Annotated in this window: 22 protein-coding genes; 18 read left to right on the top strand and 4 right to left on the bottom strand. The window is 59.8% G+C overall.

Annotation, left to right across the window (positions count from 1 at the left end):
- The first annotated feature begins 91 nt into the window (after nucleotides 1-91).
- The 17 genes from iscU to QYQ93_RS23895 all read left to right on the top strand — a co-directional run bounded on the left by iscU (nucleotide 92) and on the right by QYQ93_RS23895 (nucleotide 15,342).
- Nucleotides 92-478: a Fe-S cluster assembly scaffold IscU gene (gene iscU, locus QYQ93_RS23975; RefSeq protein ID WP_043046816.1), complete on the top strand. Its 387-nt coding sequence runs from the start codon at nucleotides 92-94 to the stop codon at nucleotides 476-478.
- Nucleotides 479-506: 28 nt separating this feature from the next.
- Nucleotides 507-830, top strand: coding sequence for an iron-sulfur cluster assembly protein IscA (iscA, locus tag QYQ93_RS23970; protein ID WP_003209680.1), 324 nt, complete (start codon nucleotides 507-509; stop codon nucleotides 828-830).
- A gap of 8 nt (nucleotides 831-838) precedes the next feature.
- Nucleotides 839-1,360, top strand: a complete 522-nt coding sequence (gene hscB / locus QYQ93_RS23965; RefSeq protein ID WP_043046817.1) for a co-chaperone HscB — start codon at nucleotides 839-841, stop codon at nucleotides 1,358-1,360.
- Between the two features lie 51 nt (nucleotides 1,361-1,411).
- Nucleotides 1,412-3,274, top strand: coding sequence for a Fe-S protein assembly chaperone HscA (gene hscA / locus QYQ93_RS23960; protein ID WP_124401839.1), 1,863 nt, complete (start codon nucleotides 1,412-1,414; stop codon nucleotides 3,272-3,274).
- Between the two features lie 3 nt (nucleotides 3,275-3,277).
- Nucleotides 3,278-3,619, top strand: a complete 342-nt coding sequence (gene fdx, locus QYQ93_RS23955) for an ISC system 2Fe-2S type ferredoxin (protein ID WP_043046819.1) — start codon at nucleotides 3,278-3,280, stop codon at nucleotides 3,617-3,619.
- 14 nt (nucleotides 3,620-3,633) lie between these two features.
- Nucleotides 3,634-3,834 carry a Fe-S cluster assembly protein IscX gene (iscX, locus tag QYQ93_RS23950; RefSeq protein WP_338475605.1) on the top strand — a complete coding sequence of 67 codons (201 nt, stop codon included), beginning with the start codon at nucleotides 3,634-3,636 and terminating at the stop codon, nucleotides 3,832-3,834.
- A gap of 92 nt (nucleotides 3,835-3,926) precedes the next feature.
- Complete coding sequence (ndk, locus tag QYQ93_RS23945) at nucleotides 3,927-4,352, top strand: nucleoside-diphosphate kinase (RefSeq protein WP_003175956.1); 426 nt, start codon at nucleotides 3,927-3,929, stop codon at nucleotides 4,350-4,352.
- A 29-nt stretch (nucleotides 4,353-4,381) separates the two neighbouring features.
- Nucleotides 4,382-5,530 (top strand): 23S rRNA (adenine(2503)-C(2))-methyltransferase RlmN, encoded by a 1,149-nt coding sequence (gene rlmN, locus QYQ93_RS23940; RefSeq protein WP_005791178.1) that lies wholly within the window; start codon nucleotides 4,382-4,384, stop codon nucleotides 5,528-5,530.
- Nucleotides 5,531-5,542: 12 nt separating this feature from the next.
- Nucleotides 5,543-6,301, top strand: coding sequence for a type IV pilus biogenesis/stability protein PilW (gene pilW / locus QYQ93_RS23935; protein WP_043046820.1), 759 nt, complete (start codon nucleotides 5,543-5,545; stop codon nucleotides 6,299-6,301).
- Nucleotides 6,301-7,293: a RodZ domain-containing protein gene (locus QYQ93_RS23930; RefSeq protein ID WP_043046821.1), complete on the top strand. Its 993-nt coding sequence runs from the start codon at nucleotides 6,301-6,303 to the stop codon at nucleotides 7,291-7,293. Before pilW ends, QYQ93_RS23930 begins: the two co-directional genes overlap by 1 nt.
- A gap of 2 nt (nucleotides 7,294-7,295) precedes the next feature.
- Nucleotides 7,296-8,405 (top strand): flavodoxin-dependent (E)-4-hydroxy-3-methylbut-2-enyl-diphosphate synthase, encoded by a 1,110-nt coding sequence (gene ispG, locus QYQ93_RS23925; RefSeq protein WP_338475604.1) that lies wholly within the window; start codon nucleotides 7,296-7,298, stop codon nucleotides 8,403-8,405.
- Between the two features lie 23 nt (nucleotides 8,406-8,428).
- Nucleotides 8,429-9,718, top strand: a complete 1,290-nt coding sequence (gene hisS, locus QYQ93_RS23920; RefSeq protein WP_338475603.1) for a histidine--tRNA ligase — start codon at nucleotides 8,429-8,431, stop codon at nucleotides 9,716-9,718.
- Between the two features lie 41 nt (nucleotides 9,719-9,759).
- Complete coding sequence (locus QYQ93_RS23915) at nucleotides 9,760-10,401, top strand: tetratricopeptide repeat protein (protein WP_338475602.1); 642 nt, start codon at nucleotides 9,760-9,762, stop codon at nucleotides 10,399-10,401.
- Nucleotides 10,394-11,545, top strand: a complete 1,152-nt coding sequence (gene bamB, locus QYQ93_RS23910; protein WP_057013174.1) for an outer membrane protein assembly factor BamB — start codon at nucleotides 10,394-10,396, stop codon at nucleotides 11,543-11,545. The genes QYQ93_RS23915 and bamB overlap by 8 nt, the downstream gene beginning before the upstream one ends.
- 264 nt (nucleotides 11,546-11,809) lie before the next feature.
- A complete protein-coding gene (gene der / locus QYQ93_RS23905) occupies nucleotides 11,810-13,279 on the top strand; it encodes a ribosome biogenesis GTPase Der (RefSeq protein WP_005791167.1) in 1,470 nt (489 codons plus the stop codon).
- Nucleotides 13,280-13,414: 135 nt separating this feature from the next.
- Nucleotides 13,415-14,563: a pyridoxal phosphate-dependent aminotransferase gene (locus QYQ93_RS23900; protein WP_338475600.1), complete on the top strand. Its 1,149-nt coding sequence runs from the start codon at nucleotides 13,415-13,417 to the stop codon at nucleotides 14,561-14,563.
- Complete coding sequence (locus tag QYQ93_RS23895; RefSeq protein WP_338475598.1) at nucleotides 14,551-15,342, top strand: amidohydrolase; 792 nt, start codon at nucleotides 14,551-14,553, stop codon at nucleotides 15,340-15,342. The genes QYQ93_RS23900 and QYQ93_RS23895 overlap by 13 nt, the downstream gene beginning before the upstream one ends.
- A gap of 162 nt (nucleotides 15,343-15,504) precedes the next feature.
- Here the strand turns inward: QYQ93_RS23895 and leuA are convergent, their stop codons facing one another.
- On the bottom strand, nucleotides 15,505-17,184 hold the full coding sequence (leuA, locus tag QYQ93_RS23890) for a 2-isopropylmalate synthase (RefSeq protein WP_043046828.1): 1,680 nt from the start codon (nucleotides 17,182-17,184) through the stop codon (nucleotides 15,505-15,507).
- Nucleotides 17,185-17,226: 42 nt separating this feature from the next.
- Between leuA and QYQ93_RS23885 the strand changes: the two genes are divergently transcribed.
- A complete protein-coding gene (locus QYQ93_RS23885; RefSeq protein ID WP_235387797.1) occupies nucleotides 17,227-17,403 on the top strand; it encodes a hypothetical protein in 177 nt (58 codons plus the stop codon).
- 186 nt (nucleotides 17,404-17,589) lie between these two features.
- On the opposite strand, the gene QYQ93_RS23880 is transcribed toward QYQ93_RS23885, so the two are convergent.
- The 3 genes from QYQ93_RS23880 to xseA all read right to left on the bottom strand — a co-directional run bounded on the left by QYQ93_RS23880 (nucleotide 17,590) and on the right by xseA (nucleotide 24,203).
- Nucleotides 17,590-21,675 carry a membrane-targeted effector domain-containing toxin gene (locus QYQ93_RS23880; protein WP_338475597.1) on the bottom strand — a complete coding sequence of 1,362 codons (4,086 nt, stop codon included), beginning with the start codon at nucleotides 21,673-21,675 and terminating at the stop codon, nucleotides 17,590-17,592.
- Between the two features lie 323 nt (nucleotides 21,676-21,998).
- Nucleotides 21,999-22,820 (bottom strand): M23 family metallopeptidase, encoded by an 822-nt coding sequence (locus QYQ93_RS23875; RefSeq protein ID WP_043046829.1) that lies wholly within the window; start codon nucleotides 22,818-22,820, stop codon nucleotides 21,999-22,001.
- Nucleotides 22,821-22,823: 3 nt separating this feature from the next.
- On the bottom strand, nucleotides 22,824-24,203 hold the full coding sequence (gene xseA, locus QYQ93_RS23870) for an exodeoxyribonuclease VII large subunit (RefSeq protein ID WP_043046830.1): 1,380 nt from the start codon (nucleotides 24,201-24,203) through the stop codon (nucleotides 22,824-22,826).
- Nucleotides 24,204-24,206 lie beyond the last annotated feature (3 nt).

Raw genomic sequence — 24,206 nt, 5'->3', positions numbered from 1 at the left:
GCCGCCACCCAAGCTCTGTAGGAACGTGGCGGTAAACGCAGGCGTTTCTACAGGGTTCCAGAGCGGCCCTGATGAGTGAGGATTCAGTACCATGGCTTACAGCGAAAAGGTCATCGACCACTACGAAAACCCGCGCAACGTCGGCAAGATGGACGCGCAAGACCCTGATGTCGGCACCGGCATGGTCGGCGCTCCGGCGTGCGGCGATGTGATGCGCCTGCAGATCAAGGTCAACGAACAGGGCATTATCGAAGATGCCAAGTTCAAGACCTATGGCTGCGGTTCGGCCATCGCCTCCAGTTCCCTGGCGACCGAGTGGATGAAAGGCAAGTCCCTGGATGAGGCTGTCACCATCAGCAACACCCAGCTGGCCGAAGAACTGGCCCTGCCGCCAGTGAAAATCCACTGCTCGGTGCTTGCGGAAGACGCCATCAAGGCGGCTGTTCGCGACTACAAGCAGAAGAAAGGCTTGATCTAAGCATTTGGCGACGAGTAAGGAGTCAACGATGGCTATCAGCATGACAGAAGCGGCTGCGCAGCACATTCGCCGCTCCCTGAATGGGCGCGGTAAAGGTGAGGGGATTCGTCTGGGTGTTCGCACCACAGGCTGTTCCGGCCTTGCCTACGTGCTGGAGTTTGTCGACGAGGTGGTTGAAGAGGACCAGGTGTTCGAAAGTCACGGCGAGAAAGTGATCATCGACCCTAAGAGCCTGACCTACCTGGACGGCACCGAACTCGATTTCGTCAAGGAAGGGTTGAACGAAGGCTTCAAGTTCAACAACCCCAACGTGCGCGGTGAATGTGGCTGCGGCGAAAGCTTCAACATCTGAGGCTACTCGTGGGTACTCCTTGTCATTTCGCTTTATTCGAGCTGCAGCCGAGCTTTCGCCTGGACCTCGATCAGCTTGCCACGCGCTACCGAGAACTGGCGCGTGGCGTGCATCCGGACCGTTTTGCTGACGCTTCCGAGCGTGAACAACGCCAGGCCCTGGAGCAATCGGCCAGCCTCAACGAAGCCTATCAGACGCTCAAAAGTCCTGCGAAACGCGCGCGTTACCTGCTCGCGATGAACGGTGGTGAGTTGCCGTTGGAAGTCACGGTGCACGATCCGGACTTCCTGATGCAGCAGATGCAGTGGCGCGAAGAGCTCGAAGACTTGCAGGACGAAGCCGATGTGGCGGGCGTCGCGGTTTTCAAGCGCCGTCTGAAAACCGCCCAGGATGAGCTCAACGAAAGCTTCGCAGCCTGTTGGGATGATGCTGCGCAACGCGAACAGGCCGAACGCCTGATGCGGCGCATGCAGTTCCTCGACAAGCTCACCTACGAAGTGCGCCAGCTAGAAGAGCGCCTCGACGATTAACCCAGTGCTGCCCGTGATGCACGCCTGATAGACAGATAAGACCTGATTACCATGGCCCTACTGCAAATCGCCGAACCCGGCCAAAGCCCTCAACCGCACCAGCGTCGCCTGGCGGTCGGGATTGACTTGGGCACTACCAATTCCCTGGTCGCCGCCTTGCGCAGCGGCCTGTCTGAGCCGCTGCCCGACGCCGATGGCCAGGTGATCCTGCCGTCCGCCGTGCGTTACCACGCGGATCGTACCGAAGTCGGTGAATCGGCCAAGCTGGCCGCGTCCTCCGACCCTCTGAATACTGTTCTGTCGGTCAAGCGCTTGATGGGTCGTGGTCTGTCCGACGTCAAGCAATTGGGCGACCAGCTGCCCTATCGCTTTGTCGGCGGTGAATCCCATATGCCGTTCATCGACACCGTCCAAGGGCCTAAGAGCCCGGTGGAAGTGTCGGCCGATATCCTCAAGGTGCTGCGCCAGCGTGCGGAAACCACCTTGGGCGGCGAACTGGTCGGTGCGGTGATCACCGTTCCCGCGTATTTCGACGATGCGCAGCGCCAAGCTACCAAGGACGCGGCGAAGCTCGCCGGCCTGAACGTGCTGCGCCTGCTCAACGAGCCGACTGCCGCCGCTGTAGCCTATGGCTTGGATCAGCACGCTGAGGGCCTGGTTGCTATCTATGACCTGGGCGGCGGCACCTTTGATATTTCAATCCTGCGCCTGACCGGCGGCGTCTTTGAAGTGCTGGCCACCGGTGGCGACAGTGCCCTGGGCGGCGATGACTTTGACCATGCCATTGCAGGCTGGATCATCACCAGTGCCGGTTTGTCTGCCGACCTGGATCCAGGCGCGCAGCGTAATCTGCTGCAGACAGCCTGTGCCGCCAAGGAAGCACTGACTGACGCCGCTTCTGTTGAAGTCTCCTACGGTAGCTGGTCGGCGCAGCTGACCCGCGAAGCTTTTGATGCGCTGATCGAGCCGATGGTCGCTCGCAGCCTCAGGGCGTGTCGCCGTGCCGTGCGCGATTCCGGTGTCGAGCTGGAAGACGTGGCTGCGGTGGTCATGGTCGGCGGTTCCACCCGCGTACCGCGCGTGCGCGAGGCCGTGGCCGAAGCCTTTGGTCGCCAGCCGCTGACTGAAATCGACCCGGATCAAGTGGTCGCCATTGGCGCTGCGATCCAGGCCGATACCCTGGCCGGCAACAAGCGTGACGGTGGCGAACTGCTGCTGCTCGACGTGATCCCGTTGTCCCTGGGGCTGGAAACCATGGGCGGCCTGATGGAGAAGGTGATTCCACGCAATACCACCATTCCCGTCGCTCGCGCCCAGGATTTCACCACCTACAAAGACGGCCAGACGGCCATGATGATCCATGTGCTGCAGGGCGAGCGCGAGCTGATCAGCGATTGCCGCTCCCTGGCGCGCTTCGAGTTACGCGGTATTCCGGCGATGGTGGCCGGTGCTGCGAAAATTCGCGTGACCTACCAGGTCGACGCCGATGGCCTGCTCAGCGTGGCGGCCCGTGAGCTGGGTTCGGGCGTTGAGGCCAGCATCCAGGTCAAGCCGTCCTACGGCCTGACCGACGGCGAAATCGCCAAGATGCTCAAGGACTCGTTCCAGTACGCCGGTGACGACAAAGTCGCCCGCGTATTACGCGAACAGCAAGTCGATGCCCAGCGCCTGCTCGAAGCGGTGCAGGGGGCCTTGGATGCTGACGGTGAGCGCCTGCTGGACGCCGAGGAACGCATGGTCATCGACCTGCAGATGCAGGAGTTGGCCGAACTGATGAAAGGCAACGATGGTTATGCCATCGAGCAACAGACCAAGCGCTTGTCGCAGGTCACAGATGCCTTTGCCGCCCGCCGCATGGATCAGACGGTGAAAGCCGCACTGGCGGGGCGCAACCTGAATGAAATCGAGGAATAACTGATGCCGCAGGTTACTTTTCTACCGCACGCCGAGCATTGCCCGGACGGCATGGTTGTGGAGGCTGAGACCGGCAAGTCCCTGCTTGAGGTCGCCCATGACAATCACATCGAGATCGAAAGTGCCTGTGGCGGCGTGAATGCCTGCACCACTTGTCACTGCATCATTCGTAAAGGTTTCAATAGCCTCAACGAGGCCGATGACCTTGAAGAAGATTATCTTGATCGGGCGTGGGGCCTGGAGCCAACGTCGCGCCTGAGCTGTCAGGCGAAGGTCGGCACCGAAGATCTCACTGTCGAGATTCCGAAATATTCGCTCAACCATGCGGCCGAAGCGCCGCATTGATTCAAGGAACTGTCATGAGCCTGAAATGGGTTGATGTACAAGAAATTGCTATACAACTTGCCGAAGCTCACCCTGAGGTCAATCCTCTTACCGTGAACTTCGTCAAGCTGCGCAACCTCGTAATGGAACTGCCGGATTTTGACGACGTCCCGGATCGGAGTGGCGAAAAGGTCCTGGAGGCGATTCAAGGCCTGTGGATCGAAGAAGCAGACTGAGCCGCCTTTTTACGCAGTTAGGCAATACCCAATAACCCGCGTATAATTCGCGGGTTTAATTTTTCGTAAATTACCGTTTCTGGAGTTACACCATGGCTGTTCAACGTACTTTCTCCATCATCAAGCCTGACGCTGTTGCAAAAAACGTCATCGGCGAGATCACCACTCGTTTCGAAAAAGCCGGCCTGAAGGTTGTAGCTTCGAAACTCAAGCAACTGTCCAAGGCTGAAGCTGAAGGCTTCTACGCTGAGCACAGCGCTCGTGGCTTCTTCGGCGACCTGGTTGCCTTCATGATCTCCGGTCCTGTTGTTGTCCAGGTACTGGAAGGCGAAAACGCTATCGCTCTGAACCGTGAGCTGATGGGCGCTACCAACCCTAAAGAAGCCGCTGCCGGCACCATCCGTGCTGACTTCGCTGAATCCATCGACGCCAACGCTGTTCACGGTTCGGACTCCGAAGCCGCTGCTGCTCGCGAAATCTCGTACTTTTTCGCTGCTACTGAAGTAACCGCTCGCTAAGCATCGGCTTAAAGAGTGAGGGTGAATCCATGACTACATCGACTGTTAAAACCAACCTGCTGGGTCTGACTCAGCCGGAAATGGAGAAATTCTTCGACTCAATCGGGGAGAAGCGTTTCCGTGCCGGTCAGGTAATGAAGTGGATTCACCACTTTGGCGTCGACGATTTCGACGCCATGACGAACGTCAGCAAGGCCCTGCGCGACAAGCTCAAGGCCATTGCCGAGGTGCGTGGTCCCGAGGTTGTCAGCGAGGACATCTCCAGCGACGGCACCCGTAAGTGGGTGGTGCGCGTGGCGTCCGGCAGTTGCGTCGAGACCGTGTACATTCCCCAGGGCAAACGCGGCACCTTGTGCGTTTCGTCCCAGGCAGGCTGTGCCCTGGACTGCAGTTTCTGCTCCACCGGCAAGCAAGGCTTCAATAGCAACCTCACCGCCGCCGAAGTCATCGGCCAGGTATGGATTGCCAACAAATCCTTTGGCAGCGTCCCGGCAACCGTCGACCGTGCCATCACCAACGTGGTGATGATGGGCATGGGTGAGCCGCTGCTGAATTTCGACAACGTGATTGCGGCCATGCACCTGATGATGGACGACCTGGGCTACGGCATCTCCAAGCGCCGCGTAACCCTGTCGACCTCCGGCGTGGTCCCGATGATCGATGAGCTGGCCAAGCACATCGACGTCTCCCTGGCGTTGTCGCTGCATGCACCCAATGACGCATTGCGTAACCAATTGGTGCCGATCAACAAGAAGTATCCGCTTAAGATGTTGCTCGAATCTTGCCAGCGCTATATGGCGACCCTGGGCGAGAAGCGCGTGTTGACCATCGAGTACACCATGCTCAAGGACATCAATGACAAGGTCGAGCATGCGGTCGAGATGATCGAACTGCTCAAGAACACCCCGTGCAAGATCAACCTGATTCCGTTCAACCCTTTTCCACATTCTGGCTACGAGCGGCCGAGCAACAACGCTATCCGTCGTTTCCAGGATCAACTGCACCAGGCCGGCTACAACGTCACCGTGCGCACCACCCGTGGTGAAGACATCGACGCCGCCTGTGGTCAATTGGTAGGGCAGGTGATGGATCGCACCCGCCGCAGCGAACGTTATATCGCCGTGCGCGAACTTAACGCCGCTGAAGATTTGCCGCAAATTGCTGTGAATCGAATCTGAGAGAGGACCTCTATGCCCTTGCGCCTTGCGCTGCTTTTACTGGTTACCGGCCTTGTGGCCGGTTGCGTTTCATCGGGCCATGTCAGCCCTTTGCAAACGGATAAAGGCCGTGATGAGGCGCGAGTTGCCTATGTGCAGCTGGGCTTGGGGTACCTGCGCCAAGGCATGAGCGAGCAGGCCAAGGTGCCGTTGAAAAAGGCCCTTGAGCTGGATAACGATGATGCCGACGCCAATGCCGCACTGGCCCAGGTATTCCAGGCCCAGGCCGAGCCTGAACTGGCCGACCGCTATTTCCACAAGGCCCTGGCTTCACGCCCTGCCGACCCACGCCTGCTGAACAACTACGGCAGTTTCCTGTTCGAGCAGAAGCGTTATGACCTGGCGTCGCGCTATTTCCAGCAGGCCGCCGCCGATACCCTTTACCCGGAGCGTTCGCGGGTGTTCGAGAACCTCGGGGTGACCTCGATGCATCTCGGCCAGCGTGAAAATGCACGCCAGCACCTTGAAAAAGCCTTGCACCTGAACAGCCGCCAGCCACGGGCATTGCTCGAAATGGCTGAGTTGTCCTACGAAGACAGGCATTATGTGCCGGCACGAGACTATTACGAGCGTTTTAGCCTGCTCAGCGGGCAAAATGCACGTAGTCTATTGCTCGGTGTGCGCCTGGCGACGGTTCATGAAGAACACGACACGGCCGCACGTTTTGGCCAGCAACTCGAACGACTCTATCCCGGTACGCCGGAATATCAGCAATACCTGTCGGAGCAATGATGAAAGCCGCGCACCCGGAAGATGTAGCAGCTAATCGCGTAAACCCAGGCGAAACCTTGCGTCAGGCCCGCGAAAGCAATGGTTGGTCGCTGGCGGAAGTGGCCCTCAAGCTCAATTTGACCAGTACATCCCTGGCCAACCTGGAAGCCGGCGCGTTCGACAAGCTGCCTGGGCACACGTTTGCCCGCGGCTATATCCGCGCCTATGCCAAATTGCTGGGGATCGACCAGACCGTGCTGGTGCAGGAATTCGACCAGTTCACCGGTACCGACTCCCAGGGCAGTAACGTCCACGGCCTGGGGCGCATCGAAGAACCAACACGGGTTTCCCATACGATTTTGCGGATTGTCAGCCTGTTACTGCTGATTGCCGTGATTGGCGGCGGTTTCGTCTGGTGGCAAGACCAGGCTTCCCAGCGCAGCAAAGACCTGACCAGCAGCGCCATGGAACACGTCGAAGTCGAAAGCGCCGACGGCACTACCCAGATTCATCCGCTGGATGAGCCGGAAGACCAGGCCGTTGCAGAAGGGCAAACCACGCCGCAAGTGCCGGCTACGGCTGAACAGCCTGTGCCAGAAACCGCCACGGTACCGGCTGCGACGCCTGCTGTACCGGCTCCAGCGACTCCGACAGCGCCTGTGGCCCAGGCCCCGGCCGCAGCGACGCCTGCCCCAACGACCCCGACCCCCGCGCCAGCCGCACCGACAGCGCCGGCGATGTCGCCTCCCACCACCCCTGCGTTGATCGCCGGTGATGGGCGCGTACAGATTACCTTCATCGCTGACTGCTGGACGCAGGTCACCGATGGCAACGGCAAAGTGCTGTTCAGCGGTTTGAAGCGTAAGGGAGATACGCTGGACCAGGGCGGCAAGCCTCCTTTGACGCTGCGTCTGGGCTTTGCCCGTGGCGCGCAAGTGGCCTACAACGGCCAGCCTGTAGACGTGGCGCCGTTCACCAGTGGCGAGACTGCTCGCCTCAAGTTGGGACAATAGTCATGCACGGCGAATCTCCAATCAAACGTCGCGTATCGCGCAAGATCTGGGTCGGCTCTGTGCCGGTGGGCGGCGATGCCCCCATTGCAGTGCAAAGCATGACCAACAGCGACACCAACGATGTGGCAGCTACCGTGGCCCAGATTAACCGTCTGGAAGCTGCCGGCGTCGATATCGTGCGGGTTTCCGTACCGGACATGGATGCCGCCGAGGCTTTCGGCCGCATCAAGCAGCTGGTCAAGGTGCCGCTGGTTGCCGACATTCACTTTGACTACAAGATCGCGTTGCGCGTCGCCGAGTTGGGCGTCGATTGCCTGCGTATCAACCCGGGTAACATCGGTCGCGAAGACCGTGTGCGTGCCGTGGTGGATGCTGCCCGTGATCGCGATATCCCGATCCGCATCGGCGTCAACGCCGGTTCCCTGGAAAAAGACCTGCAGAAAAAATACGGCGAGCCGACGCCGGCGGCGCTCGTAGAGTCGGCACTGCGCCATGTTGAGCACCTTGAGCGCCTGAATTTCCAGGACTTCAAGGTCAGCGTAAAGGCCTCCGACGTGTTCATGGCCGTAGAAGCCTACCGCCTGCTGGCCAAGGAAATCGTACAGCCGTTGCACCTGGGTATCACCGAAGCGGGCGGTTTGCGCTCAGGCACAGTGAAATCTGCCGTGGGTCTCGGTATGCTGCTCGCCGAAGGGATTGGCGATACTATCCGCATCTCCCTGGCGGCAGACCCCGTAGAGGAAGTGAAGGTCGGCTACGACATTCTCAAATCCCTGCGTTTGCGTTCCCGTGGTATCAACTTCATTGCCTGCCCGAGCTGCTCGCGGCAGAACTTCGACGTGGTGAAGACCATGAACGATTTGGAGTTGCGCCTCGAAGACCTGCTGGTGCCGCTGGATGTGGCAGTGATCGGTTGTGTGGTCAATGGGCCGGGCGAAGCCAAGGAAGCCCATGTGGGCCTGACCGGCGGTACGCCGAACCTGATTTACATTGACGGCAAGCCGTCGCAGAAACTGACGAATGACAATCTGGTGGATCAGTTGGAAAAGCTGATCCGCGAGAAAGCGGCCGAGAAGGTCGCCGCTGACGCAGCGCTGATCGCTCGCGGCTGATTGAACGAATTTAAGGATTTGATGTGAGCAAGTCTCTGCAAGCCATTCGTGGCATGAACGACATCCTGCCGGAGCAGACGCCACTGTGGCGCTACTTCGAGAGCACGGTCGCGCGCCTGTTGGATAACTACGGTTACAAGCAGATCCGCATGCCGATCGTCGAGTTCACCGAGCTGTTCAAGCGCTCCATCGGTGAAGTGACCGACATCGTCGAAAAAGAGATGTACACCTTCGAAGACCGCAACGGCGACTCCCTGACCCTGCGTCCGGAAGGCACTGCCGCGTGCGTGCGCGCCGTACTTGAACATGGCATCACCGGCGGTGGCCAGACGCAGAAGCTCTGGTACATCGGCCCGATGTTTCGCCACGAGCGCCCGCAGAAAGGTCGCTATCGACAGTTCCACCAGATCGGTTGCGAAGTTTTCAACCTGGACGGCCCGGACATCGATGCCGAGCTGATCGTGCTGACCTGGCGCCTGTGGGGCCAGTTGGGCATCCGCGATGCGGTCAAGCTCGAACTCAACAGCCTGGGCACCAGCGAGTCCCGGGGCCGCTATCGCGAAGCCCTGGTCGAGTACCTGTCAGCGCACCTGGACAAATTGGACGAAGACAGCCAGCGCCGTCTGAAGACCAACCCGTTGCGTGTGCTGGACACCAAGAACGCCGATACCCAGGCCGTGCTGGTCGATGCGCCAAAGATGGCCGACTACCTAGACGACGAATCCCGCGTGCACTTCGAGGGTCTTAAGGCTCGCCTGGATGCCGCGGGTATTCCCTACGTGATCAACCCGAAGCTGGTGCGCGGCCTCGATTACTACAGCAAGACCGTGTTCGAGTGGGTCACCGACAAACTTGGCGCCCAGGGTACCGTATGTGCCGGTGGTCGCTATGACGGCCTGGTCGAGCAAATGGGCGGCAAACCGACCACCGGCGTAGGCTTTGCCATGGGCATCGAGCGGCTGATCCTGCTGCTCGAGACCCTCGAGCAGGTTCCCGAAGAGATTTCCCGTCAGGTGGATGTGTACCTTTGCGCCTTTGGCGAGGCCGCCGAACTGGCTGCCCTGGCCTTGAGCGAAAAAGTGCGCGACCAACTGCCGAACCTGCGCCTGCAGATCAATGCCGGCGCCGGTAGCTTCAAGAGCCAGTTCAAGAAGGCCGACAAGAGCGGTGCGCTGTATGCACTGATCCTCGGCGATGACGAGTTGGCCCAGCAGGTGATAGGTTTCAAACCCCTGCGTGGCCAGGGCGAACAACAGAACATTGCCTTTGATGCGCTCGCTGCGCACTTGGCCACCTGCATCGTGCAGGGTTGAAGCTGTCGAACAGCCGAATTTAGCGATTAAGGAGTATTGGGGTGTCGAGTACTGATGATGAGCAACTGGCCGAGTTCAAGGACTGGTGGCAGCGTAACGGCAAGCCCCTGGTCACTGGCGGCCTGCTGGCGTTAGTGGTGGTGTTCGGCTGGCAAGCCTGGACCAAGTATCAGGCCAACCAGTCCCAGGGCGCCTCGATCGTTTATCAGCAATTGCTGGAAACTACCCTGACGCCGGACGGCAAGCCTGACCCCGCGCAGGTTGCAGACCTGGCCGGCAAGCTGAAGAACGAATTCGGCGGCAGCACCTACGCCCAGTACGGTAGCCTGTTCGTCGCGAAAGTCGCGGTCGACACCGGCAAGCTGGATGACGCCGCCACCGAACTGAAGGCCGTTGCCGACAAGCCGACCAACCCGACCCTGGGTGAAATCGCACGTCAGCGCCTGGCACAGGTATTGGCGGCACAGAACAAGGCTGACGAAGCACTCAAACTGCTCGACGGCGATGCTGACAAGGCATTCGTGGCCACTCGCGAAGAGCTCAAGGGCGACCTGTTGGTCCAATTGGGTCGTACCGACGAAGCCCATGCTGCGTACCAAAAAGCCAAGGCGGCGCTGTCTGATGAAGCGGCGGTCGGTGGCTTACAAATCAAGCTCGACGACTTGGCCAAAGGGGATGCGTGACGTGATCCGTTGGAAACATGCAGCATTGCTGGCTCTGGCCGTTTTGGCCGCGGGTTGCAGCAGCAACAGTAAAAAAGAACTGCCGCCTGCCGAGCTGACCAGCTTCAAGGAAGAAGTGGTCCTGCAAAAGCAATGGAGCCGCTCCGTCGGTGATGGTCAGGGCGACCTCTACAACCTGTTGCAGCCGGCCATCGACGGCGACAACATCGTCGCCACCGACTCCACCGGCGTCGTCATTGCCATGGATCGCATGAATGGCGATGTGAAGTGGAAAAAAGACCTCGAGCTGCCGGTTTCCGGTGGTGTGGGCGTCGGCTACGGCATGGTGCTGATTGGCACGCTCAAAGGTGATGTGGTCGCACTCGACTCCAGCACCGGCGAAGAGAAATGGCGCGCGCGCGTGACCAGTGAAGTGCTCTCGGCACCTGCGACCAACGGCGATATCGTCGTGGTACAAACCCAGGATGACCGCGTGATCGGCCTGGAGGCCTCCACCGGCGACCAGCGCTGGTTGTACGACAGTACCCCGGCGGTGTTGACCCTGCGCGGTACCAGTGGTCCGATTGTGACCAACAACCTCGCCGTTGCCGGCCTGTCGACCGGTAAAGTAGTCGCCCTGAATACCCAGAACGGCGTGCCGGCCTGGGAAACCCGTGTGGCTATCCCGCAAGGTCGTTCCGAGCTGGATCGCGTCGTGGACATCGACGGCGGCTTGTTGCTGTCGGGCGAAACCCTTTACGTCGCCACCTACCAAGGCCGTGTTGCCGCGTTGGACCTGCAAAGCGGCCGCGTCAACTGGCAGCGTGATGCTTCCAGCTACGCAGGTGTCGCACAAGGGTTTGGCAGCGTCTATGTGAGCCTGGCCTCAGGTACGGTTGAAAGCGTCGATGAGCGTTCCACCACTGCACTGTGGAGCAACGACTCACTGGCTCGCCGCCAACTGTCGGCACCGGAAGTCTTCTCCAGCTATGTGGCGGTAGGTGACTTCGAAGGTTACCTGCACCTGCTGAGTCAGGTTGACGGTCGCTTTGTAGGTCGCCAGCGTATCGACAGCGACGGCCTGCGTGCACGCCCGCTGGTGGTAGGTAACATGCTTTATGTGTATGGCAACGGCGGCACGCTGGAAGCCCTGACCATCAAGTAAAGGTTTGACTATGCTTGGGGTAACCCCCCAGGCGGCCCTGTTTCAATGCCTGTTGCTGTAGGAGCAAGCTTGCTTGCGAAGGACGTCAACGATAACGCGGGTTTTTTGGATAGACGCGTCGTCCTTGGGTTTTTCGCGAGCAAGCTCGCTCCTACAGTGGTGGTGCCAGAGCAGGGCATGTGGCATTTCAAATGCCGCCCCGAGCACCAGCCGCTGCCCTGCAGCGGCTTTTGTATTTTCTGAAATAACGAAGTGGAGAGCCGCATGGTTCCCGTAATCGCCCTGGTGGGCCGACCTAACGTCGGCAAGTCCACCTTGTTCAACCGCCTGACCAGGACTCGCGACGCCATCGTCGGCGACTTGTCCGGTCTGACCCGTGATCGCCAATACGGTGAGGCAAAGTGGCAAGGGCGCTCCTACATTATTGTCGACACCGGTGGTATCTCCGGTGACGAGCATGGCATGGACGAAAAGATGGCCGAGCAGTCGCTGCTGGCCATTGAAGAAGCCGATGTCGTGTTGTTCCTGGTTGACGCCCGCGCCGGCTACACCGCTGCCGACCAGATGATTGGCGAGCACCTGCGCAAGCGCAACAAGCGTTCCTATCTGGTCGCCAACAAGATCGACAACATCGATCCTGAGGCGGCCCGTGCCGAATTCAGCCCGATGGGCCTGGGCGACGCGATCCCGGTCGCCGGTGCCCACGGTCGCGGCATCACCCAGATGCTGGAAATCGCCCTGCGCGACTTCCCCAAGGATGATGTCGAGGAAGAAGAGGGCGAGGAGGAGATCGTCGCCGAAGGCGAGGAAGCCAAGCGCATTCCTGGCCCGAGCGAAAAAGACGGTATCAAGATCGCCATCATTGGTCGCCCGAACGTCGGCAAGTCGACGCTGGTCAACCGCATGCTCGGTGAAGACCGCGTTATCGTCTACGACCAGCCCGGTACTACACGCGACAGTATCTACATCCCGTTCGAGCGTAACGACGAGAAGTACACGCTGATCGACACCGCCGGTGTGCGCAAGCGCGGCAAGATCCACGAAGAAGTTGAAAAGTTCTCCGTGGTCAAGACGCTGCAGGCGATCAAAGACGCCAACGTGGTGATCTTCGTGATGGATGCCCGCGAAGGCGTGGTAGACCACGATCTCAACCTGCTGGGCTTTGCCCTGGAAGCCGGTCGGGCCCTGGTGATCGCGATCAACAAATGGGACGGCATGACGCCGAGCGAGCGCGATTTCGTCAAGATCGAGCTGCAGCGTCGGTTGTTCTTCGTTGAATTTGCCGATATCCACTTTATCTCGGCACTGCACGGTACCGGCGTGGGCAACCTCTACGCCTCCGTACAGAACTCGTTCAAGTCTGCGGTCACCCGCTGGCCGACCAACCGCCTGACCCAGATCCTCGAAGACGCCGTGGGCGAGCATGCCCCGCCGATGGTCAACAACCGTCGGATCAAGCTGCGTTACGCCCACTTGGGTGGTGCCAACCCGCCGATTATCGTGATCCACGGTAACCAGATCGAGAAGGTGCCCAAGTCCTACGTGCGTTACCTGGAAAACACCTACCGCCGTGTCTTGAAGCTGGTCGGTACGCCGATCCGTATCGAGTTCAAGGGTGGCGAGAACCCATACGAAGGCAACAAGAACACGCTGACCGACCGTCAGGTGAACAAGAAGCGTCGTTTGATGACTCACCACAAGAAGGCCGACAAGAAGCGCCGCGACAAGAAATAACGGCAGCTTTGAGTGGTAAGCGACAAGCTGCAAGAGAGGGCTCCTTTGGAGCCCTTTTTTTATGCGCGACGGTTTCTGCCTTGACCCGATGCAATTGGCAGCTTAAAACTTGGGGCTCACCTGCAGGGGCCTCCGATGATCACCAGCAAGCTGCCGAACGTCGGCACGACCATTTTCACCACCATGTCGCAACTCGCTGCTGAAACCGGCGCGCTCAACCTGTCCCAGGGTTTCCCGGATTTCAATGGCCCGCAAGGTTTGCTCGATGGAGTGGGCAGGCATATCGCCCTGGGTCATAACCAATACGCGCCGATGACGGGCCTGCCGGTGCTGCGTCAGCAAGTGGCGGCCAAGGTCGCTCGCAGCTATGGCGCCACGGTCAATGCCGACAGCGAGGTGACCATCACCCCTGGCGCCACCGAGGCGATCTTCTGCGCGATCCAGGCGGTGATTCGCAATGGCGATGAAGTCATCGTGTTCGACCCCTGCTACGACAGCTATGAGCCCTCGGTGGAGCTGGCCGGTGGTCGTTGCGTGCACGTGCAACTGAGCCTGGACGGCTTTGCCCTCGATTTCGAGAAGCTCAAGGCGGCGCTGTCACCGCGCACCCGCATGATCATCATCAACTCGCCCCATAACCCGACTGGCGCACTGATCAGCCGTGCCGAGCTGGACCAGTTGGCCGAACTGATCCGCGACCGCGATATCTACCTGGTCAGCGATGAGGTCTACGAACACCTGGTGTTCGACGGTGTGCCCCATGTCAGCGTATTGTCCCACCAAGAGTTGTATCAGCGTGCGTTCGTGGTCAGCTCCTTCGGCAAGACCTATCACGTAACCGGCTGGAAAACCGGCTACGTGGTCGCTCCCCCGGCCCTCAGCGCCGAACTGCGCAAGGTGCATCAATATGTCAACTTCTGCGGCGTGACCCCTTTGCAGTACGCTTTGGCAGACTTCATGGCCGAGCACCCGGAGCACGTTGAAGAACTGCCGGCGTTTTACCAAGCCAAGCGCGACCTGTTCTGCGACCTGCTGGCACCGTCGCGCTTCAGCTTTACCCGGGTGGCCGGCACTTACTTCCAACTGGTGGATTACTCGCAGATACGGCCAGACCTGGATGACGTTGCCATGTCGCTGTGGATGACCCGCGAACACGGCGTGGCAACCATTCCGGTCTCGGTGTTCTACCAGCACCCACCCCAAGGCCAGCGCCTGGTGCGCTTGTGCTTTGCCAAACGCGAGGAGACGCTGCAACAGGCGGCGGAAAAACTATGCGTGATCTGAGTGCACTACCGAACCTCAACATCGCCCTGATCCAGACCAGCCTGGTATGGCATGACCGCCAGGCCAACCTCGAGCATTTTCAACTGCTGCTGGAGCAAGCCAATGGCGCCGACTTGATCGTGCTGCCGGAAATGTTCACCACCGGTTTCTCCATGGAGTCGGCCGCCCTGGCCGAGCCTGAAAACGGCCCGACGCATCATTGGCTCCAGGCGCAGGCGGCCAGGTACAACGCGGTGATCACCGGTAGCGTGATTATCCAGGCCGCCGATGGTAGCCATCGCAACCGCTTGCTGTGGGCCAGGCCGGATGGCGAGGTGTTGCATTACGACAAGCGCCACCTGTTCCGCATGGCCGGCGAACACGATCACTACACCCCCGGCGAGCGCCAGGTGCAGTTTGAGTTGAAGGGCTGGCGTATTCGTCCGCTGATCTGCTACGACCTGCGCTTCCCGGTATGGAGCCGGGATGCCCAGGACACTGACCTGCTGCTGTACACCGCCAATTGGCCCGGTGCGCGGCGTCAACACTGGAACCGGTTGTTACCGGCGCGGGCGATTGAAAACCTGTGCTATGTGGCGGCGGTGAATCGGGTGGGCACGGACGGCAAAGGCTTTGCCTATACAGGTGACAGCCAAGTGCTGGATTTCCAGGGTGAAACCTTGCTCAGTGCAGGGGAGGCGGATGGAGTGTTCCAGGTAATCCTGGATGCGGCCGAGTTGTCTGCTTATCGCACCCGGTTCCCGGCGAATCTGGATGCCGATAGCTTTCAGTTTGTCTGATAGACCGCTATCGGGAGCAGGCCCCCTCCCACTTTGATTTGCGAATACATTCAAATGTGGGAGGGGGCTTGCTCCCGATGGGGCCATCAGCACCACCATAACCCCAAAGTAAAAAAGGCCCCTGGATTCACACCCAGGGGCCTTTCACATTTCAGCAGCTGATTACGCCGCTTTGGCTTCCAACTGGCTCAACGAACGGTTCAGCGCACTGAACAGCGCCTTGAAGCTGGCGGTGGTGATGTTCTCATCGATACCCACACCATGCACCGGACGCTCGCCGTTCACACGCAGTTCAATGTAGGCTGCCGCCTTGGCGTTGGTGCCTGCACCGATCGCATGCTCGTTGTAGTCCATGATTTCTACGCCAATCGGCAGGCCAGCCACCAAGGCTTCCAGCGCACCGTTGCCTTTGCCTTTCCAGTGCAGGTTGGTTTCGCCCTGGCCTTTGCCAGAGACTTCTACTTCGACAAAGCTGTTGCCGTTCTCTTCCTGCAGGCGATGGCTGACCAATGCATACGGCGTGTTGGCTTGCAGGTACTCACGCTGCAGCAAGGCGTAGATCTGCGGTGCGGTCATTTCCAGGCCAACGCGGTCAGTCTCGGCCTGGACTACCTGGCTGAATTCGATCTGCATGCGACGCGGCAAGCTGATGTCGTATTCCTGCTCCAGCAGGTAGGCGATGCCGCCTTTGCCCGACTGGCTGTTCACCCGGATCACCGCTTCGTAGCTGCGGCCAATGTCGGCCGGGTCGATTGGCAGGTAGGGCACTTCCCACAAGGCATCGTCTTTCTGCTGGGCGAAGCCCTTGCGAATCGCGTCCTGGTGGGAGCCGGAGAACGCGGTGTGGACCAGGTCGCCCACATACGGGTGACGCGGGTGCACCTGAATCTGGTTGCACTCTTCGACGACCTTGCGCACGCCGTCGATGTCGGAGAAGTCCAGCTCGGGGTTAACCCCTTGTGTGTAAAGGTTCAGCGCCACGGTCACCAGGTCGACGTTGCCGGTACGCTCGCCGTTGCCGAACAGGCAGCCTTCGACGCGGTCGGCCCCGGCCATCAGGCCCAGCTCGGTGGCGGCTACGCCAGTGCCGCGGTCGTTGTGGGTGTGCAGGCTGATGATCACGCTGTCACGACGGTTGATATGGCGACCGAACCATTCGATCTGGTCGGCATAGATGTTCGGCGTGGCGCATTCAACCGTGGCCGGCAGGTTGAGGATCATCTTGTGCTCGGGCGTCGGGTTCCACACTTCGATCACTGCGTCGCAGACTTCCTTGGCGAACTCGAGTTCGGTCGCGCTGAAGGTCTCCGGGGAGTATTCGAAGGTCCACTGGGTTTCCGGCTGCTGGGCAGCATATTTGACAAACAGCTTGGCCGCGTTGACCGCGATGGCCTTGATGCCGTCCTTGTCCTGGTTGAACACAATGCGGCGAAACGACGGTGACGTGGCGTTGTACAAGTGCACGATGGCCTTCTTGGCGCCGCGCAGGGATTCAAAGGTGCGGGCGATCAGGTCTTCACGCCCCTGGGTCAGCACCTGGATGGTGGTGTCCTCGGGGATGTGGTTGTCTTCGATCAGGGTGCGCACGAAGTCGAAATCGGTTTGCGAGGCGGCCGGGAAAGAGGCTTCGATTTCCTTTACGCCAACCGCGACCAGGGTCTTCCAAAAGCGCAATTTTTTCGCGGCGTCCATTGGCTCGATCAACGACTGGTTGCCATCGCGCAGGTCGGAACTGCACCAGATCGGCGCGGTGGTGATGGTCTTCGAGGGCCAGGTGCGGTCCGGGATATCGATAGTCGGGAACGCGCGGTATTTGGAAGACGGGTCTTTGAGCATGCTCATCGGGGAATCCTTTGCGTAGGGGCCGAGAAGAGGCGGCCTGCCATGGAACTGTTATTGGGGATAAAGCTTGGGGCGAGGCAGATCGATTCAGCCTGGCAGTCGTGCGCTGACGAGGCACAGGCTGCGGTGCTGGCGAAGCTGAATGAGGGTGTGAGAGGTTTTCATAAGCCCAACCCTAACCGTGGGCAGAAGAGATGGCAAGTGATCAGAAAAAATTGATAGATTTTCTGACTGAACCGAATTTCAAGATGATTTATTGCGCATATCTTTGTATATGTTTAACTCTGTTGCGGAGCTTTTGAGCGGGGCGCAATTATTATAGTGGAGGTTTTGTCGCACAGCTCAGGTCGAGCAACGCAATGGTGATCGGCTCACCACTGCGTCAATCGAGCGCGACTAAGGCATTCAGGTCACTTGCTGGAAAACCTGATAATCCCCTACGGTATGGCTGCCCGTTACTCCGGCCCCAGGGTCCCTGCGGATGGATGGGCCGCTGATGGCCGTGCTCTTGGAGAATGAAGTATTCGGGTACACACCTATGCCTATGCCGCCATTCATTTCTGCCAGGCCCGGCACGTTGCGAGCCGTATTCATATGGGCCCTGCCTACTAAAGCAAGCACCTTTTCACCGGGCTTGCGCCTTTGTATGACACGGGTCGCGAAGTAGTTGAACTCCTGCAGGCGTGTAATGCCGTTGTCATTGTCTCCGACGTACTTGTAGAAATCGGGCATATCCGATCGGCGAGTCAAGTAGTGATGTTCAAGGGGCTTGACGGTGATGCCATTGTCATTGGCGAGTTTGATCAGTTCGTTGAGCGTGGGAGACGCGCCTGCCGGCCGGTGAGCACCCATGCCGACGTCATTAAGCTGCTTTAAGGCGTTGAGTTCCATGTTCTCAAGATACAGGGTGGTGACGCCTGCCTCTTTCAGGGTCGGCATAGCTTCTTTGATCATCTGGAAACTGGCGATGTCTCTGTGAGACTCGCCCAATACCACCACGTCGGTGACTTCATAGGCCTTGCGCAAAAGATCCGCTGGCGACGTGCCGGGTGAAAGCTCCAGTCGAGGCGGGCGAGGAGGCATTTGGCCAGGAGTGAGTATGTTTCGGTAGAACCTCGCCATGTCGCGCCTGAACCAGGTCCTGAACACCGGCAGTTTTGTGGGGGTAAAGTGCTGTTCGACCAAGCTGCCGTTAGTGAGGCTGAAATATTCGGATTCGGTTAACTTCTTGGCGGACGCTTGCGACGACGATGTTGTCGCTTCTACTGATTCTGTTCCCGATGTGCTTGAAACCGGTGTCGGTGCCCCTCCAGGCAATCGATTCAGGCGCCATTCACCGTTGCCTGCGTGTTGCACCGAAGCCACGATCCTGCTGCTCTTGCTCGCCGTCACCGGAGCATTGGGGTCGATGATATTGGCGTATCCACTGCTGGCGTGAAAGGCCGAATCGATCTGGTAAACCTTGCTCACGCCAGTATTGTCTGTGAAGCGGATGTACCAATCGTTGTCGACATTGTAGGTACCGTTGGTCCCTAACGTGCGGCCCCGGATTATATCGTTGGGCATGGCGTAGGCGCTCAGGTCGCGGCTTGGGGCGGCTACCAGCGGCGATGTCTGCACAAGCCCGCGCTCCACGGCTGCGCTGGTAGAGGCGATAGCGGGCGCGGAGCCGGAGCCGGCTGGCGCAGGCAGTGCCCTGGCCCCAGGGCGTATCGGGTTGGTGCCGGCAGTTGTTGACGCACTGAATACCGGTCGCATTGGCGCAGCGCGAAGGTTGGGGATACGCGCTGCAGCCAAGGTAAAGTCAGCGTAGATCCCACGGCCCAGGCCGGGACTTCTGATCAGGTGTGGCAGGAGTCGGCTATTGGCGCGCAGTGCAGTCATCGCCGCTTTGCCCAGGCGCACGCCAGCGGACAGGCCTTTGCCGAGTATCGGCACCAGGTCCAGCAACAGCATGCCCACTTCAATGCCGAACTCGACTTTGTTGATTTTCGACTGGGCCGCTACCTCGGCACTGCTGACGGATTGGTAATCGGCCTTGTCTATCACCAACTGTACATGTTGCTTGTACAGGTGATCCTCGACATTGCCCGTTACCGGTTCGAGGGTCGTATCACCGCCTTTGAGCTTGAGCGCCTGGACGAACAGGCTGATCATTTCAAGGGGATTCTTGATCGTCAGAGGGTTGACCAGGCTCTTATTGGCGGTCTCGATGAACGAGATAAAGTCATCTTTATTCACCGGTGATTTTCTACGGGCGGTATAAGCAATCCACTCATCTTTGTTCAGCAGTGTGTTCAGTGCGGCCTGGTCTGCGACTTCACGAAATACAACGCCGTCGGGCGCATCTGGTGCGTATAGCACCAGTGATGAATCCACCTGATTGCCGATCACGAGCACACCCTGCACAGGTAAACCGTATTGCATGAGGCTGTTGGCGACGATGTCTTTGCCGTCCACCTGGGGGCGGCTGGCCGGGTCGGGATAGTCCATGACTGCTGCGACCCACTGCGCAGCGCGTTTGGTAGATTTGTCCTGGCTGGCCTCGACCTGATACGCATCAGGATTGAGTTGGGCGAGAAACGCTTCCTTGGCCATCAGGTCGTTCAGGTTGGCTTTCCAGGCGGTGCGCACTTGGGCAGAGGCCCCCGACGTGGTGTCAGTCGCCAGCTCCTGCTCAAGCAGCTTGGTGTATTCGCCGCCTACATCCGTGGTGTTGACCAGTTCTTTAAGCGCTTCGGTATCGAGGATGACCTGCTCGCCTTTGGCATTGAGGATAGGCTGGCCTTGGGTGTCGACCAACGCCAGCCTCAGGGTTGTATGGGTGGATAGGCCTCGTTCGACGGCTGGAAAACCGCTGGGGTTTTGCAAGGCCAGGTCGGTCAGGGACACGGAGCGCTGTGCGGGGAACGTTGTCCTTGGGCCACTGCCGCGGCCGCTGTGAAGGGTTGTGCGGGTATCGACCCGCACCATCAGTTGGTCCGCGTTCAGCTGTGCGGTCGGATACTGCTGGCTGAGCGCTTGATTCAACCGATCCCGGGAAAAATCCGCCAGGGATGGGATCTTTTTCAGCAGTGAGGCCAGTTGGCTCGAACTTTCCTGCTCGGCATGTTCCAGCTTTTCGTAGAGCGCTTCTTGATCCGGGTCGAGGCTTTTCAGCCATTGAGGTTGCAGTTTTTCGGCCAGCTTGGCGTCGCGTGCCAGCATGGCATTGCTGCCATCGAATACAAAGAGTGCGTCTGCCGCGTCATCGAGGCTTTGCATTGCCGCAGGGGCCAGCAAGGCGTTGCTGCGGGTGCCATTGGCTGGCGGTGCCAATGCCTGGGCCAGGCGTGCGTTGATTTGCGCCTCCTGGCGTTTGAGCATCAAGGCGATTGCCTCTGCCAGCACATCCCCGCTTAAGGGTTCAACACTGCGCATCAGGTCATCGCCTGAAGGCACATCGGGTCGGTCTTGTATCGACAGCGACGCAGTTTGCAGCAGCAGTTCAGCATCTATCCCGCCCTGGTCAAGGCGCGCAGCCAACGCCTGGCGTGCCTGCGCCGGGGTAGCAAACTCCTCGAAACCTTCGCCGGGGGTATACAGCACGACGGGGCCGTTGAGGTCGTTGAGTGCGAGGCGCCGGCCTTCTTTTGACCAGGTTGGCGGGGCGGCGGCGGAGCCGTCGGTGCTGGTGATGAGGAAACTGCCCGCCAACATGGTGCCGTTTTCGCTGCCGTCATCCAGCGTGATGGGGTAAACGCCAGGGCGTTCGCCATTGGGAAATTGACGTTCCCGCTCGGCCAACGTCGGGTATTGCAGGGCGCTATCAATCAAGCGTTTGCTGGCCGGGCTCAGGGTGCCATCGCTGACACGCAGTGCGGCCAGGGTCGACAGCTGTTGTTTGTGCAGGCTCAGCAGTTGGTCTTGCGGCACTTGCGGCGTTTGCGGGGTATTCAGGATGTCCTGGATCTGTGCGTCCATTGGCGTCAGCCGCGGCGTACTCCAGAACGCCTGGAGGTAAGCCGGATATTGCGTGGCAATGGCGCGGGCAATCGATTGCAATGTGCTGGAGGTACTCAGCGTCTGGGGCTCATCGGCAGGCGTGGGGCGCGTCGTGAATTCGGTGCGTACCTTGCGCTCTGCGTGCAGGAGCTTATTCGGGTTGGCCAGGATGTTGCGCACCTGTTCACCGAGGGCCTTCATCAGAGGTTCTGATGACAGCGGTGTTTCCTCGTCGCCATCGCTGCTGTAGCGGTTGAAACTGATGGTGTCGGCATCAAGGGGGCGCAGGTCTGGAAAGGCCTGTTCAAGTTGCGCTTGCACAAAGGCCTTGAAAGTCGGTTGTTCGTTTTGCAGGCGCTGCATATCTTGCGTAAGGCTGTCGTGCTGGGTAAGGAACGCACGCTGGTGACTGACGTTGAACTGCTTCACTAGCTTGGGGTAATGCACACCAACGGGGGCAATGCCCGAAGACGTGGGCAGCGTCAGATCGTCTGGCGCATAACTCAAGGCCGCTGGCGGCGAGGACGTAGGTAGATGTGTATCGGCTGGAGGATGGACGCCGGATTTGTCGAGAGCGGGATGAGAAAAGGCGTTAAAGGGGCTGCGCGGAGCAGCCTCGAGAAAAATAGGCATAAGCGGGCACTCGCAGGATGAATGGGCTGTTTATATCGTCGTTACGCTCCCGGTAACGCGTAGGTTGGGTGCGTATCGACCATCCGTTGGTTCCTGCTGCAAATGTAAGCAGGAGCGAGCGTATTGCAGCGAAATCGGTGCAGGTCAGGCTAGGCGAGAGAGAAGGGCGCGCAGGGGAAGGCGCCCAGGCATGGCTGTTAAGGCTGAAATGCGCCGATAAAAATTGCCGGGTCGACCCTGGCATCGTTAAGGCTGACATTCCAATGCATATGCGGCCCGGTCGCTCGGCCGGTGGCGCCGACCTTGCCCACCACTGCACCGCGGACCAGTTGCTGGCCCACTTTCACATCGATCTTCGACATATGGCAGAACATGCTGATAAAGCCCTGGCCATGGTCGACGAACACGGTATTACCGTTGAAAAAGTAGTTGCCGACCAGGATCACCTTACCGTTCGCCGGCGTCTTGATGGGCGTACCGGCCGGCACGGCGAAATCCAGGCCTGAATGCGGATTGCGTTCTTCACCGTTGAAGAAACGACGCACGCCGAACTTGCTCGACAGCGGGCCATTGACCGGTTTGTCCAGCACCAGATTGCTTGGCAGGTTAGGGCTGAAGCTGCGGTACGCCTTGAGCTGCACGGCCAGTTCCGCTTCGATACGCTTGAGTTGCGCGGGGGCGGGATTGACCTGGCTTTTGTTTTTCAAGGTGATGCGCTGTTCTGGATACTTTTTATAGCCGACCACAAACGGCAAGTTGCGCCCGCCGCTGCTGATGCGCTCATTACCAGGCTTGACCGTCAATGGGATGCCGACAATCGCCAGCCAGTTGTCCTGCTCCTTGACCACCAGCACCGGCTTACCTTGGTAGGTGGCCTTCGGCGCCGTGGCGGCCGGGCCCAGTTCGACCACCGCCACGCCACCCGGTACCGGTTTGTTCAGGGTGCGGGTGATATAGCTGTCAGCCTGGGCGTTAACGGCAAGGCACAGCAGCAGCAACAAGCTCAATAGACGTGGCATCGATCAATCCAGTAGCGAAAGGGTAACGGGTGTCAGATGGTTGTCTTCCACCCGCACTTGCAATTGGCCGTCACCGAGACGCGCGGTCAGGCGCTGGCCGGTGTGGGTTTGTGCGGCATTGCGAATGGCCTGGCCGCGCTCGTCGAGCAGGATGCTGTAGCCACGCCCCAGGGTCGCCAGCGGGCTGACCACCTGCAACGTCTGCACCTGGCTTTGCAGCTGCAGGCGCCGCGCCTTGAGACCTTCGCGCATGGCACGGGGCAGGCGTTCGGCGAGGCTGTCCAGGCGCTGGCGCAACAGCGCCAATTGGCGGCCCGGATGCTGGCCGGCGAGGCGGGTTTCCAGGCGGATCAGGCGCTCGCGACGGGTATTGAGGCTGCGCTCAAAAGCACGGCGCAGGCGCATGTCCAGGTCGTCCAGGCGCTGGGCCTGTTGGCGCAAACGCTCGCCCGGGTGACGCAGGCGCCGGGCCATGCCTTCCAGGCGCAGGCGGTCGTGGGCCAACCGATTGCGCATCAGCATCACCAGGCGACGGTGCAGGTTATCCACTTGGCGCACCCAGTGGCTGGCGTCCGGTGCGAGCAGCTCGGCGGCGGCGGATGGCGTCGGCGCACGCACGTCCGCCACGAAGTCGCTGATCGATACATCGGTTTCATGCCCGACGGCACTGACGATGGGCGTGACGCAGGCGTCCACGGCTCGGGCCACCGCCTCCTCGTTGAAGCACCAGAGGTCTTCCAGCGAGCCGCCACCACGGGCCAGGATCAACGCGTCGAAGCCACGCGCGTCGGCCAGTTTCAATGCGCGCACAATCTGCGGGATCGCTTCGCGGCCCTGCACGGCGGTGGGGATCAAGGTCAGCTCAATGTTCGGTGCCCGACGGCGGAACACGCTGATGATGTCGCGGATCACCGCACCGGTCGGCGAGCTGATAATGCCGATCTTTTGTGGATGCGCCGGCAGTGGGACTTTGCGCTCGGCGCTGAATAACCCTTCGGCGCTGAGCTTCTCTTTCAGCGCATCGAAGGCCAGGCGCAGCGCGCCATCACCGGCAGGTTCCACCGTATCGAGAATCAGCTGGTAGTCACCACGGCCCTCGAACAGCGAGACCTTGCCGCGCACCTTGACCGCCAGGCCGTCCTTCAACGCCTGGCGTACCCGTGCCGCGTTGTTGCGAAACAGCGCGCAGCGCACCTGGGCACCGCTGTCCTTGAGGGTGAAATACACATGGCCGGAGGCCGGGCGGGCGAGGTTGGAGATCTCGCCTTCAACCCAGATATTGGTGAACACGTCTTCCAGCAACACCCGCGCACGGCCGTTGAGCTGGCTGACAGTCAGGACTTCGCGGTCCAGGCCCAGGCGGGCAAAGGGATCTTTAATCATGGG

This window comes from Pseudomonas khavaziana (genome assembly GCF_036704165.1).
GTDB lineage: Bacteria > Pseudomonadota > Gammaproteobacteria > Pseudomonadales > Pseudomonadaceae > Aquipseudomonas > Aquipseudomonas khavaziana.
The sequence above is the reverse complement of the archived record's forward strand: the minus strand, read 5'-3'. Positions and strand labels throughout refer to the sequence as shown.

What these genes read in the sequence shown, in the direction of transcription:
- iscU (WP_043046816.1), top strand. Translation starts at nt 92, where the DNA reads ATGGCTTACAGCGAAAAGGTCATCGACCACTACGAAAACCCGCGCAAC.
- iscA (WP_003209680.1), top strand. Translation starts at nt 507, where the DNA reads ATGGCTATCAGCATGACAGAAGCGGCTGCGCAGCACATTCGCCGCTCC.
- hscA (WP_124401839.1), top strand. Translation starts at nt 1,412, where the DNA reads ATGGCCCTACTGCAAATCGCCGAACCCGGCCAAAGCCCTCAACCGCAC.
- fdx (WP_043046819.1), top strand. Translation starts at nt 3,278, where the DNA reads ATGCCGCAGGTTACTTTTCTACCGCACGCCGAGCATTGCCCGGACGGC.
- iscX (WP_338475605.1), top strand. Translation starts at nt 3,634, where the DNA reads ATGAGCCTGAAATGGGTTGATGTACAAGAAATTGCTATACAACTTGCC.
- ndk (WP_003175956.1), top strand. Translation starts at nt 3,927, where the DNA reads ATGGCTGTTCAACGTACTTTCTCCATCATCAAGCCTGACGCTGTTGCA.
- rlmN (WP_005791178.1), top strand. Translation starts at nt 4,382, where the DNA reads ATGACTACATCGACTGTTAAAACCAACCTGCTGGGTCTGACTCAGCCG.
- pilW (WP_043046820.1), top strand. Translation starts at nt 5,543, where the DNA reads ATGCCCTTGCGCCTTGCGCTGCTTTTACTGGTTACCGGCCTTGTGGCC.
- QYQ93_RS23930 (WP_043046821.1), top strand. Translation starts at nt 6,301, where the DNA reads ATGAAAGCCGCGCACCCGGAAGATGTAGCAGCTAATCGCGTAAACCCA.
- ispG (WP_338475604.1), top strand. Translation starts at nt 7,296, where the DNA reads ATGCACGGCGAATCTCCAATCAAACGTCGCGTATCGCGCAAGATCTGG.
- bamB (WP_057013174.1), top strand. Translation starts at nt 10,394, where the DNA reads ATGCGTGACGTGATCCGTTGGAAACATGCAGCATTGCTGGCTCTGGCC.
- der (WP_005791167.1), top strand. Translation starts at nt 11,810, where the DNA reads ATGGTTCCCGTAATCGCCCTGGTGGGCCGACCTAACGTCGGCAAGTCC.
- QYQ93_RS23900 (WP_338475600.1), top strand. Translation starts at nt 13,415, where the DNA reads ATGATCACCAGCAAGCTGCCGAACGTCGGCACGACCATTTTCACCACC.
- QYQ93_RS23895 (WP_338475598.1), top strand. Translation starts at nt 14,551, where the DNA reads ATGCGTGATCTGAGTGCACTACCGAACCTCAACATCGCCCTGATCCAG.
- leuA (WP_043046828.1), bottom strand. Translation starts at nt 17,184, where the DNA reads ATGAGCATGCTCAAAGACCCGTCTTCCAAATACCGCGCGTTCCCGACT.
- QYQ93_RS23885 (WP_235387797.1), top strand. Translation starts at nt 17,227, where the DNA reads ATGGAACTGTTATTGGGGATAAAGCTTGGGGCGAGGCAGATCGATTCA.
- QYQ93_RS23875 (WP_043046829.1), bottom strand. Translation starts at nt 22,820, where the DNA reads ATGCCACGTCTATTGAGCTTGTTGCTGCTGCTGTGCCTTGCCGTTAAC.
- xseA (WP_043046830.1), bottom strand. Translation starts at nt 24,203, where the DNA reads ATGATTAAAGATCCCTTTGCCCGCCTGGGCCTGGACCGCGAAGTCCTG.